Origin of the sequence: Escherichia sp. MOD1-EC6162, from assembly GCF_002965125.1 — a bacterium.
GTDB lineage: Bacteria > Pseudomonadota > Gammaproteobacteria > Enterobacterales > Enterobacteriaceae > Escherichia > Escherichia marmotae.
The window spans coordinates 19,202-31,972 of the sequence record NZ_PTSB01000006.1; the positions used below are offsets into that span (position 1 = coordinate 19,202).

The following is a 12,771-nucleotide window of genomic DNA, read 5'->3' on the forward strand; positions in this document are numbered from 1 at the left end:
TACCATCGCCATAAATGGTTCCGATTTCTCTCTACCGGGAGGCCCTATGAATCGCTGGGAAAACATTCAGCTCACCCACGAAAACCGACTTACGCCGCGTGCGTACTTTTTTTCATATGATTCTGTTGCGCAGGCACGTACCTTTGCCCGCGAAACCAGCAGCCTGTTTCAGCCTTTAAGCGGTCAGTGGAATTTCCATTTTTTTGATCATCCGCTGCAAGTGCCAGAAGCCTTCACCTCTGAGCTAATGGCTGACTGGGGGCACATCACCGTCCCCGCCATGTGGCAAATGGAAGGTCACGGCAAACTGCAATATACCGACGAAGGTTTTCCATTCCCCATCGATGTGCCGTTTGTTCCCAGCGATAACCCAACCGGTGCCTATCAACGTATTTTCACCCTCAGCGACGGCTGGCAGGGTAAACAGACGCTGATTAAATTTGACGGCGTCGAAACCTATTTTGAAGTCTACGTTAACGGTCAGTATGTTGGCTTCAGCAAGGGCAGTCGCCTGACCGCAGAGTTTGACATCAGTACGATGGTTAAAACCGGCGACAACCTGTTGTGTGTGCGCGTGATGCAGTGGGCTGACTCCACCTACGTGGAAGACCAGGATATGTGGTGGTCGGCGGGGATCTTCCGCGATGTTTATCTGATCGGTAAACAACTGACGCACATTAACGATTTCACCGTGCGTACCGACTTTGACGAAGCCTATTGCGACGCCACACTTTCCTGCGAAGTGGTGCTGGAAAATCTCGCTGCCTCCCCTGCCGTAACGACGCTGGAATATACCCTGTTCGACGGCAAACGCGTGGTGCACCGCAGCGCCATTAATCACCTGGCAATTGAAAAACTGACCAGCGCCAGTTTTGCTTTTACTGTCGAACAGCCGCAGCAATGGTCGGCAGAATCCCCTTATCTTTACCATCTGGTCATGACGCTGAAAGATGCCAACGGCAATGTTCTGGAAGTGGTGCCGCAACGCGTTGGCTTCCGTGATATCAAAGTGCGCGACGGTCTGTTCTGGATCAATAACCGTTATGTGATGCTGCACGGCGTCAATCGCCACGACAACGATCATCGCAAAGGCCGCGCCGTTGGGATAGATCGCGTTGAGAAAGATATCCAGTTGATGAAACAACACAACATCAACTCTGTGCGTACTGCTCACTACCCAAACGATCCGCGTTTTTACGAACTGTGTGATATCTACGGCCTGTTTGTAATGGCGGAAACCGACGTCGAATCGCACGGCTTTGCTAACGTTGGTGATATCAGCCGCATTACCGACGATCCGCAGTGGGAAAAAGTCTACGTCGAGCGCATCGTTCGTCATATTCACGCGCAGAAAAACCATCCGTCGATCATCATCTGGTCGCTGGGCAACGAGTCCGGCTATGGCTGTAACATCCGCGCGATGTACCACGCGGCGAAGGCGCTGGATGACACGCGTCTGGTTCACTACGAAGAAGATCGCGATGCTGAAGTGGTCGATATTATTTCCACCATGTACACCCGCGTGCCGCTGATGAATGAGTTTGGTGAATACCCGCATCCAAAACCGCGCATCATCTGTGAATACGCCCATGCGATGGGTAACGGACCTGGCGGGCTGACGGAATACCAGAACGTCTTCTATAAGCACGATTGCATTCAGGGGCATTATGTCTGGGAGTGGTGTGATCACGGGATCCAGGCGCAGGATGACAACGGCAACGTCTGGTATAAATTCGGCGGCGATTACGGCGACTATCCCAACAACTATAACTTCTGTCTTGATGGTTTGATCTATTCCGATCAGACACCGGGGCCGGGTCTGAAAGAGTACAAACAGGTTATCGCGCCGGTAAAAATTCACGCGTTGGATCTGAATCGCGGCGAACTGAAAGTCGAAAATAAACTGTGGTTTACCACGCTTGATGACTACACCCTGCACGTAGACGTGCGCGCCGAAGGTGAAACGCTCGCGACGCAGCAAATTAAGCTGCGCGACGTTGCGCCGAACAGCGAAGCCCCCTTGCACATCACGCTGCCGCAACTGGACACCCGCGAAGCGTTTCTCAACATTACGGTGACCAAAGATTCCCGCACTCGCTACAGCGACGCCGGGCACCCTATCGCCACTTATCAGTTCCCGCTGAAGGAAAACACTGCGCAGCCTGTGCCTTTCGCGCCGAATAACGCCCATCCGCTGAAGCTGGAAGATGAACGTTTGAGCTGCACCGTTCGCGGCTACAACTTCGCAATCACCTTCTCAAAATTGACTGGCAAACCGACGTCATGGCAGGTGAATGGCGAATCACTGCTGACTCGCGAGCCAAAGATCAACTTCTTCAAGCCAATGATCGACAACCACAAGCAGGAGTACGAAGGACTGTGGCAACCGAATCATTTGCAGATCATGCAGGAGCATCTGCGCGACTTTGCCGTTGAGCAAAGTGATGGCGAGGTGTTGATCATCAGCCGCACGGTTATTGCCCCGCCGGTGTTTGACTTCGGGATGCGCTGCACCTACATCTGGCGCATCGCTGCCGATGGTCAGGTTAACGTGGCACTTTCCGGCGAACGTTACGGCGACTATCCGCACATCATTCCGTGCATCGGTTTCACCATGGGAATTAACGGCGAATACGATCAGGTGGCGTATTACGGACGTGGACCGGGCGAAAACTACGCCGACAGCCAGCAGGCTAACATCATCGATATCTGGCGCAGCAACGTCGATGCCATGTTCGAGAACTATCCCTTCCCGCAGAACAACGGCAACCGCCAGCATGTCCGCTGGGCGGCACTGACTAACCGCCACGGCAGCGGTCTGCTGGTGGTTCCGCAGCGCCCGATTAACTTCAGCGCCTGGCACTATACCCAGGAGAACATCCACGCAGCCCAGCACTGCAACGAGCTGCGGCGCAGCGATGACATCACTCTGAACCTCGACCACCAGTTGCTTGGCCTCGGCTCCAACTCCTGGGGTAGCGAGGTGCTGGACTCCTGGCGCGTCTGGTTCCGTGACTTCAGCTACGGCTTTACGTTGCTGCCAGTTTCTGGCGGAGAAGCCACCGCGCAAAGCCTGGCGTCGCATGAGTTCGGCGCAGGGTTCTTTTCCACGAATTTGCACAGCGAGAATAAGCAATGAGGATCATCGATAACTTAGAACAGTTCCGCCAGATTTACGCCTCTGGCAAGAAGTGGCAACGCTGCGTTGAAGCGATTGAAAATATCGACAATATTCAGCCTGGCGTTGCCCACTCCATCGGTGACTCATTGACCTATCGAGTGGAAAACGACTCCGCGACTGATGCGTTATTTACCGGACATCGCCGCTATTTTGAAGTGCATTACTACCTGCAAGGGCAGCAAAAAATTGAATATGCACCGAAAGAGATGTTACAGGTCGTGGAATATTATCGCGATGAAACTGACCGTGAATATTTAAAGGGCTGCGGAGAAACCGTTGAAGTTCATGAAGGGCAAATCATTATTTGCGATAACCATGAAGCGTATCGGTTTATCTGTAATAACGCAGTCAAAAAGGTCGTTCTCAAAGTCACCATCGAAGATGGTTATTTCCATAACAAATAACAACTACGGCGGCAAAAGGAGTTTGCCGCCACCGCTACCCTACTCATTTTCGGAGATGTGTTATGTCTGATACCAAACGTAATACAATCGGCAAATTCGGCTTGCTCTCGCTGACTTTTGCCGCCGTTTATAGCTTTAATAACGTCATCAATAATAATATTGAGCTTGGACTGGCCTCGGCACCGATGTTTTTCCTCGCGACGATTTTTTATTTTATTCCCTTCTGTCTGATCATCGCAGAATTTGTTTCGTTAAATAAAAACTCGGAAGCTGGTGTCTACGCATGGGTAAAAAGTTCGCTGGGCGGACGTTGGGCATTTATTACTGCCTATACCTACTGGTTCGTGAACCTGTTCTTTTTCACCTCATTATTGCCGCGCGTTATTGCTTACGCCTCGTATGCCTTCCTCGGCTACGAATATATTATGACGCCAGTTGCCACCACCATTATCAGCATGGTGCTGTTCGCCTTCTCCACATGGGTTTCCACCAACGGGGCGAAAATGCTGGGACCAATCACCTCCGTTACTTCAACGCTGATGCTGCTGTTAACGCTCTCCTACATTTTACTGGCAGGTACGGCGCTGGTTGGCGGCGTACAACCTGCAGACCCCATCACCGTTGACGCGATGATCCCGAACTTTAACTGGGCGTTCCTCGGCGTTACCACCTGGATCTTTATGGCCGCAGGCGGCGCAGAGTCCGTTGCTGTGTACGTTAACGACGTTAAAGGCGGATCGAAATCGTTCGTTAAAGTGATCATCCTCGCCGGGATTTTTATCGGTGTACTGTACTCCGTCTCCTCGGTGCTGATTAACGTCTTCGTCAGCAGCAAAGAGTTGAAATTTACTGGCGGATCGGTGCAGGTATTCCACGGCATGGCCGCATACTTTGGTCTGCCGGAAGCGTTAATGAACCGCTTTGTTGGCCTTGTGTCCTTTACCGCGATGTTCGGTTCCCTGCTGATGTGGACCGCAACGCCGGTGAAAATTTTCTTCTCCGAAATCCCGGAAGGGATCTTTGGTAAGAAAACCGTCGAACTGAACGAAAACGGCGTTCCGGCGCGCGCGGCGTGGATCCAGTTCCTGATCGTGATCCCACTGATGATTATCCCGATGCTCGGCTCCAATACCGTGCAGGATCTAATGAATACTATTATTAATATGACCGCGGCAGCGTCCATGCTTCCGCCGTTATTCATCATGCTGGCCTATCTGAATTTACGCGCCAAATTAGATCACCTGCCACGTGATTTCCGTATGGGTTCCCGTCGCACCGGTATTATCGTTGTTTCAATGCTGATTGCGATATTTGCCGTAGGATTTGTCGCCTCGACCTTCCCGACCGGTGCAAATATTCTGACCATCATTTTTTATAACGTCGGCGGTATTGTTATTTTCCTCGGCTTTGCGTGGTGGAAATACAGCAAATATATAAAAGGATTAACGGCTGAAGAACGCCATATTGAAGCGACGCCAGCCAACAACGTGGATTAAGCAGACTAATAAAAAATGAGCAGGCATTTTCCCTCTTCCTGGATGGGGAGAGGGAAAATAGTTTCTGCCTGAGTATTTTTAACATTATTAATTATGTCGATAAAAGGCTGTACTTTTTCTTTAGCTCATGGATTAACATTATGAAATTTAATAGTACGCCTTGCAGAGCATTAGTTGCTCTGCCGTTTTGCTACGCGTTTTTTGCGGCCGCTGATGAAGCACGTCCGGCAGAACATGACGACACAAAAACACCCGCGATTACTTCGACGTCTTCTCCTTCATTTCGTTTTTACGGCGAATTAGGGGTTGGTGGATATATGGATTTAGAGGGTGAGAATAAACATAAATACAGTGACGGCACCTATATTGAAGGTGGCCTGGAGATGAAGTATGGCTCCTGGTTCGGCCTGATTTACGGTGAAGGCTGGACCGTGCAGGCCGACCACGACGGCAATGCATGGGTGCCTGACCATAGCTGGGGCGGTTTTGAAGGTGGGATTAACCGTTTCTATGGCGGTTATCGTACCAATGATGGCACCGAAATCATGCTGAGTCTGCGTCAGGATTCCTCACTGGATGACCTGCAATGGTGGGGCGATTTCACGCCCGATCTGGGCTACGTCATTCCCAATACCCGTGACATTATGACCGCGCTGAAGGTACAAAACCTAACCGGTAATTTTCGTTATAGCGTCACCGCCACACCTGCCGGACATCATGACGAAAGCAAAGCCTGGCTGCATTTTGGCAAATACGATCGCTACGACGATAAATACACCTATCCGGCAATGATGAACGGTTACATCCAGTATGACCTTGCCGAAGGCATCACCTGGATGAACGGTCTGGAAATTACCGACGGCACAGGACAGCTTTATCTCACTGGCCTGCTTACCCCTAACTTCGCCGCACGCGCCTGGCACCATACCGGACGCGCCGACGGGCTGGACGTACCGGGAAGTGAAAGCGGGATGATGGTGAGCGCCATGTATGAAGCGTTAAAAGGCATTTATCTCTCCACCGCTTACACCTACGCCAGACATCGCCCTGACCACGCAGACGATGAAACCACCTCTTTCATGCAGTTTGGTATCTGGTACGAATACGGTGGCGGACGTTTCGCTACGGCTTTTGACAGCCGCTTCTACATGAAAAATGCCTCTCACGATCCCAGCGACCAACTCTTCCTGATGCAATATTTTTACTGGTAATAAGGACAGTAATCTCATGAAAATCAAAACCATTTTAACGCCAGTAGCCTGCACCCTGCTGATGAGCTTTTCCGCCCATGCCGCTAACGCCGACAATTATAAAAACGTGATTAACCGTACCGGCGCGCCGCAGTACATGAAGGATTACGATTACGACGACCACCAGCGTTTTAACCCATTTTTCGATCTCGGTGCCTGGCATGGCCACCTGTTGCCTGACGGCCCGAACACCATGGGTGGCTTTCCGGGCGTTGCACTGCTAACGGAAGAGTACATCAACTTTATGGCCACCAATTTCGACCGCCTGACTGTCTGGCAGGACGGCCAAAAAGTCGACTTCACACTGGAGGCATACAGTATTCCCGGTGCGCTGGTGCAAAAGCTGACAGCAAAAGATGTGCAGATAGAAATGACTCTGCGCTTCGCCACGCCGCGCACGTCACTACTGGAAACCAAAATCACCAGCGATAAACCGCTGGATCTGGTGTGGGACGGCGAGCTGCTGGAAAAACTGGAAGCGAAAGAAGGGAAACCGCTTTCTGATAAAACCATTACTGGCGAGTACCCTGATTATCAACGCAAGATCAGCGCCACCCGTGATGGCCTGAAAGTTACCTTTGGCAAAGTGCGCGCCACCTGGGATCTGCTGACCTCCGGCGAATCGGAATATCAGGTGCATAAATCATTACCGATGCAGACTGAAATCAACGGTAATCGCTTTACCAGTAAGGCGCATATCAACGGTTCGACGACACTCTATACCACCTATTCCCATCTGCTGACCGCCCAGGAAGTCAGCAAAGAACAGATGCAAATCCGCGATATTCTGGCGCGTCCGGCGTTTTATCTCACCGCCTCGCAGCGACGCTGGGAAGAGTACCTGAAGAAAGGGTTAACCAATCCGGATGCGACGCTGGAGCAGACGCGCGTCGCGGTGAAAGCGATCGAAACCCTCAACGGCAACTGGCGTTCGCCGGGCGGTGCGGTGAAATATAACACCGTCACGCCGTCGGTAACCGGGCGTTGGTTCTCCGGCAATCAGACCTGGCCGTGGGATACCTGGAAGCAGGCGTTTGCGATGGCGCATTTCAATCCGGACATCGCCAAAGAGAATATCCGCGCGGTCTTCTCCTGGCAGATCCAACCTGGCGACGCCGTGCGTCCGCAGGATGTGGGATTTGTGCCGGACCTGATTGCGTGGAACCTTAGCCCCGAGCGTGGCGGCGATGGCGGCAACTGGAATGAACGTAATACCAAACCCAGTCTTGCCGCCTGGTCGGTGATGGAAGTGTACAACGTCACCCAGGATAAAGGCTGGTTGGCAGAGATGTACCCGAAACTGGTGGCCTATCACGATTGGTGGTTACGTAACCGCGATCATAACGGCAACGGCGTACCGGAATATGGCGCAACCCGCGATAAAGCCCACAATACTGAGAATGGCGAGATGCTGTTTACAGTGAAAAAAGGCGACAAAGAAGAGACGCAGTCCGGGCTGAACAATTACGCCCGGGTAGTTGAGAAAGGCCAGTACGACAGCCTGGAAATTCCGGCGCAGGTTGCCGCGTCGTGGGAATCGGGTCGTGATGATGCAGCCGTCTTTGGTTTTATCGACAAAGAACAATTGGATAAATATGTCGCTAACGGCGGCAAACGTAGTGACTGGACGGTGAAATTCGCTGAAAACCGCAGTCAGGACGGGACGTTGCTGGGCTACTCGTTGTTACAGGAATCGGTGGATCAGGCCAGCTATATGTACAGCGATAATCATTATCTGGCCGAGATGGCGAAAATCCTCGGCAAACCCGAAGAAGCCAAACGTTATCGCCAGTTGGCAGTACAGCTCGCAGATTACATCAATACTTGTATGTTCGACCCGGCCACACAGTTCTACTATGACATACGCATTGAAGATAAACCGTTAGCGAACGGCTGCGCGGGCAAGCCGATTGTCGAGCGCGGTAAAGGGCCGGAAGGCTGGTCGCCGCTGTTTAATGGTGCAGCAACGCAGGCCAATGCCGACGCGGTGGTGAAGGTGATGCTGGACACCAAAGAGTTCAACACCTTTGTCCCACTGGGAACGGCAGCGTTAACCAATCCGGCCTTTGGCGCGGATATCTACTGGCGCGGGCGCGTATGGGTGGATCAGTTCTGGTTTGCTCTGAAAGGTATGGAGCGTTACGGTTATCGCGATGATGCCCTGAAACTGGCGGATACGTTCTTCCGGCACGCCAAAGGGTTAACCGCCGACGGCCCGATTCAGGAAAATTACAACCCGCTGACCGGCGCACAGCAAGGTGCCCCAAATTTCTCCTGGAGCGCAGCGCATTTGTATATGTTGTATAACGATTTTTTCCGTAAGCAGTAATTTACAACGGCTGGCGGATGCGGCGTGAACGCCTTATCCGCCCTACATGTACGTCCCCGTAGGCCGGATAAGACGCGGCAAGCGTCGCATCCGGCATTACCACCGGGCGTATTCTTTTTGAATCCCATCACAAACCACGCATTCCCCTTTTCCCTTTTCTCCGGCGACGGCTAAATTAGAACTCATCCGACCACACAACAATTATTTTACATACTGGACAATCTTATGAGCTACCCGTCGCTGTTCGCCCCGCTTGATTTAGGCTTCACCACGTTAAAAAACCGCGTACTGATGGGGTCAATGCACACCGGGCTGGAGGAATACCCGGATGGCGCTGAGCGGCTGGCGGCGTTTTATGCCGAACGCGCCCGCCACGGCGTGGCGCTGATTGTCAGCGGCGGTATCGCACCAGATTTAACGGGCGTTGGCATGGAAGGCGGCGCAATGCTCAACGACGCCAGTCAGATCCCACACCATCGCATTATTACCGAAGCGGTACATCAGGAAGGCGGCAAAATCGCCCTGCAAATTTTGCATACCGGGCGCTACAGTTACCAGCCGCATCTGGTCGCCCCGTCCGCATTGCAGGCTCCCATCAACCGTTTCGTTCCTCATGAGTTAAGCCATGAAGAGATCCTGCAACTGATCAACGATTTCGCCCGCTGTGCGCAACTGGCGCGGGAGGCCGGATACGATGGCGTAGAAGTTATGGGTTCCGAAGGGTATTTGATCAACGAATTTCTGACTCTGCGCACCAACCAGCGTAGCGATCAGTGGGGTGGTGATTACCCTAACCGGATGCGGTTTGCCGTTGAAGTGGTACGTGCAGTGCGCGAACGCGTCGGCAACGATTTCATTATTATCTACCGTCTGTCGATGCTCGATCTGGTAGAAGGCGGCAGCACTTTTACCGAAACGGTACAACTGGCGCAGGCCATTGAAACGGCTGGCGCAACCATTATCAATACCGGCATTGGCTGGCATGAAGCGCGGATTCCGACCATCGCCACCCCCGTGCCGCGCGGCGCATTCAGTTGGGTCACGCGCAAACTGAAAGGCCATGTATCACTGCCGCTGGTGACAACCAACCGAATTAACGATCCGCAGGTTGCCGACGATATCCTCTCGCGTGGCGATGCGGACATGGTGTCGATGGCGCGACCGTTTCTGGCTGATGCCGAGCTGCTGTCAAAAGCGCAATCGGGGAGAGCTGATGAGATCAACACCTGTATTGGCTGTAACCAGGCCTGTCTGGATCAGATCTTCGTCGGCAAAGTGACTTCGTGTCTGGTCAATCCTCGCGCCTGCCATGAAACCAAAATGCCAATCCTTCCTGCTATGCAGAAAAAAAATCTGGCGGTGGTCGGTACAGGTCCGGCGGGGCTGGCGTTTGCCATTAACGCAGCAGCACGTGGACATCAGGTAACGCTGTTTGATACTCACGGCGAGATCGGTGGGCAGTTCAACATTGCCAAACAGATCCCCGGTAAAGAGGAGTTCTACGAAACACTGCGTTACTACCGCCGGATGATCGAAGTGACGGGCGTGACGCTGAAACTCAATCACACCGTGACGGCGGATCAATTACAGGCGTTCGATGAAACGATCCTTGCCAGCGGGATCGTGCCGCGTATTCCGCCCATCGACGGGATCGATCATCCGAAAGTACTGAGTTACCTCGATGTACTGCGCGACAAAGCGCCAGTGGGCAACAAAGTCGCCATCATCGGTTGTGGCGGTATTGGTTTTGATACGGCAATGTATTTGAGTCAGCCAGGCGAATCCACCAGCCAGAATATCGCTGAATTCTGCACAGAATGGGGGATCGACAGCAGCCTGCAACAAGCTGGTGGCTTAAGTTCGCAAGGTATACAGATCCCCCGTAGCCCACGACAAATCGTAATGCTCCAACGTAAAGCCAGCAAACCAGGTCAGGGATTGGGTAAAACCACCGGTTGGATCCATCGCACCACCCTGCTCTCGCGCGGCGTGAAAATGATCCCAGGCGTAAGTTATCAGAAGATCGATGATGACGGACTGCATGTGGTGATCAACGGTGAAACGCAGGTATTCGCAGTAGATCATGTGGTGATCTGTGCAGGGCAAGAGCCAAACCGCGCACTGGCACAACCGCTCATTGATAGCGGGAAAACCGTGCATTTAATTGGCGGCTGCGATGTGGCAATGGAACTGGACGCGCGGCGAGCGATAGCTCAGGGGACGCGGCTTGCGCTGGAGATTTAAATCGTTCTTTGAAGTGCCGGATGCGACGCTTGACGCGTCTTATCCGGCCTCGGGGTAACGTGCTGAATGTAAGCCGGATAAGCGTTTACGCCGCATCCGGCAGGTAGCTCCCAACCTTATCGACGACGCCCCAGTTTCACTGCCTTCAGCACCACAAATTTATTATTCGTCGCGATAGTGGTGCAATTGCCAAAAATCTTCTTCAGTTTGTGAAAGTAATCCAGATGGCGGTTGGCAACGATATACAGCTCACCGTTGATTTTCAGGCAGCGGCGGGCGTGGTGGAACATCTCCCAGGCAACGTTATCGGTCAGCGCATGTTGCTGGTGAAACGGCGGGTTGCAGAGCACAGCATTAAAGCGAAAAGGCTCTACGCCAGAAAGTGCGTTGTTGATCATAAACTCGCAGCGATCCAGCGCTTCAGGCATGTTGGTTTCTACGTTCAATCGGCTGGAAGCAACTGCCATCGGTGATTCATCGACAAACACCACTTTCGCCTGCGGGTTTTTATCAAGCAGCGTCAGACCAATGACGCCATTACCACAGCCGAGATCGACAATCTCCCCTTCAAGATTTTCCGGCAGATGCTGCATAAAAAAACGCGCGCCAATATCCAGCCCGGTGCGGGAGAAGACATTCGCATGGTTGTGGATAGTCCAGTCGGTGCCTTCCAGTTTCCAGCTAACGGTCTGCGGTGCATCAGCCAGCGGCGGTTCATTGAAGGTACAGTTAATCAGTCGCGCTTTTTTCCATGCCAGCGTGGTGGTGGTTGGGCCGAGCACTTTTTCGAACAGTTCCAGCGTGGAAGTGTGAATGTCGCGGGCTTTAGCGCCAGCAATAATACGTGTATCCGGCGTGACCACTTTGCGCAGCGCACGCAGTTGTTGTTCCAGCAACGCCAGCGTTTTCGGCACTTTGATCAACACCACGCCCGGCTGTTGCGGGTAGTCGGCAGTGCTGTCGAGAAACTTCACGCTCGACTCATCAATCCCGTTGAGACGCAAATTCTCGCGCGTTGCCAGCTCGCTGATATACGAATCACCAATACTGTACGGTTTATGTTCCGCCAGCGCGCAGCTTAACGCACCAAAAGCATCATTCAGGATTAACACCGGGCCGCGGATTTCTGTGTCGTCCAACTGTTGCAGCAAATATTCATCCGCCGCTTCCCACGCCTGTAGCGGGTTAACGTCATCCGTCGCCGGAAAACGTTGTAGTGTCAGTGAACGGAAACCGTTGTCTAAGTGGCTCATCGGCCCTCCTGAATGATAAAATTTCGACGTTGCCCCTGAAAAGGGTGCGTGAGTATACCCTTTTTCTCTTTTTCATGGGCAGTTATGAGCAATCTTACTTATCTTCAGGGCTATCCCGAGCAGCTACTTTCCCAGGTGCGCACGCTAATTAATGAACAGCGTCTGGGTGATGTGCTGGCAAAACGCTATCCGGGAACGCACGACTACTCCACCGATAAAGCCCTCTGGCAATACACTCAGGATCTGAAAAATCAGTTTCTGCGTAATGCCCCGCCGATCAATAAAGTGATGTATGACAATAAGATCCACGTGCTGAAAAACGCGCTGGGATTACATACTGCTGTTTCCCGCGTGCAGGGCGGCAAGCTGAAAGCGAAGGCTGAAATTCGCGTTGCTACCGTGTTTCGCAACGCGCCGGAACCGTTTTTGCGCATGATCGTGGTGCATGAACTGGCGCATCTGAAAGAGAAGGAGCACAACAAAGCGTTCTACCAGTTGTGCTGTCATATGGAACCACAGTACCACCAGCTTGAGTTCGACACTCGCCTGTGGTTGACGCAACTGTCGCTTGGCCGGGGCAAAATCTGAAAATGGATTCAGGCGTTATATTTTCT

General features: G+C 52.6%; 8 protein-coding genes. 7 read left to right on the plus strand and 1 reads right to left on the minus strand.

Features of this window, described 5'->3' with window-relative positions:
• The first annotated feature begins 46 nt into the window (after positions 1-46).
• From ebgA to fadH, 6 genes are all read left to right on the plus strand, one after another.
• Positions 47-3,139, plus strand: a complete 3,093-nt coding sequence (gene ebgA, locus A9587_RS06820; protein ID WP_105263783.1) for a beta-galactosidase subunit alpha — start codon at positions 47-49, stop codon at positions 3,137-3,139.
• Positions 3,136-3,585, plus strand: a complete 450-nt coding sequence (locus A9587_RS06825) for a beta-galactosidase subunit beta (protein WP_001517130.1) — start codon at positions 3,136-3,138, stop codon at positions 3,583-3,585. The genes ebgA and A9587_RS06825 overlap by 4 nt, the downstream gene beginning before the upstream one ends.
• A gap of 62 nt (positions 3,586-3,647) precedes the next feature.
• Positions 3,648-5,081 (plus strand): amino acid permease, encoded by a 1,434-nt coding sequence (locus A9587_RS06830; protein ID WP_001285444.1) that lies wholly within the window; start codon positions 3,648-3,650, stop codon positions 5,079-5,081.
• A gap of 140 nt (positions 5,082-5,221) precedes the next feature.
• Positions 5,222-6,292, plus strand: a complete 1,071-nt coding sequence (ygjJ, locus tag A9587_RS06835; protein WP_000671503.1) for a protein YgjJ — start codon at positions 5,222-5,224, stop codon at positions 6,290-6,292.
• 16 nt (positions 6,293-6,308) lie between these two features.
• Positions 6,309-8,660, plus strand: coding sequence for an alpha-glucosidase (gene ygjK, locus A9587_RS06840; protein ID WP_105263782.1), 2,352 nt, complete (start codon positions 6,309-6,311; stop codon positions 8,658-8,660).
• Positions 8,661-8,885: 225 nt separating this feature from the next.
• On the plus strand, positions 8,886-10,904 hold the full coding sequence (gene fadH, locus A9587_RS06845) for an NADPH-dependent 2,4-dienoyl-CoA reductase (protein ID WP_105263781.1): 2,019 nt from the start codon (positions 8,886-8,888) through the stop codon (positions 10,902-10,904).
• A gap of 116 nt (positions 10,905-11,020) precedes the next feature.
• Here fadH and rlmG read toward each other — a convergent pair whose 3' ends face one another.
• The gene (rlmG, locus tag A9587_RS06850) at positions 11,021-12,157 is read right to left on the minus strand and encodes a 23S rRNA (guanine(1835)-N(2))-methyltransferase RlmG (protein WP_000018671.1); all 1,137 of its coding nucleotides are present in this window, start codon (positions 12,155-12,157) and stop codon (positions 11,021-11,023) included.
• An 84-nt stretch (positions 12,158-12,241) separates the two neighbouring features.
• On the opposite strand from rlmG, the gene A9587_RS06855 reads away from it, so the two are divergent.
• On the plus strand, positions 12,242-12,745 hold the full coding sequence (locus A9587_RS06855) for a M48 metallopeptidase family protein (protein WP_001517132.1): 504 nt from the start codon (positions 12,242-12,244) through the stop codon (positions 12,743-12,745).
• Positions 12,746-12,771: the final 26 nt, after the last annotated feature.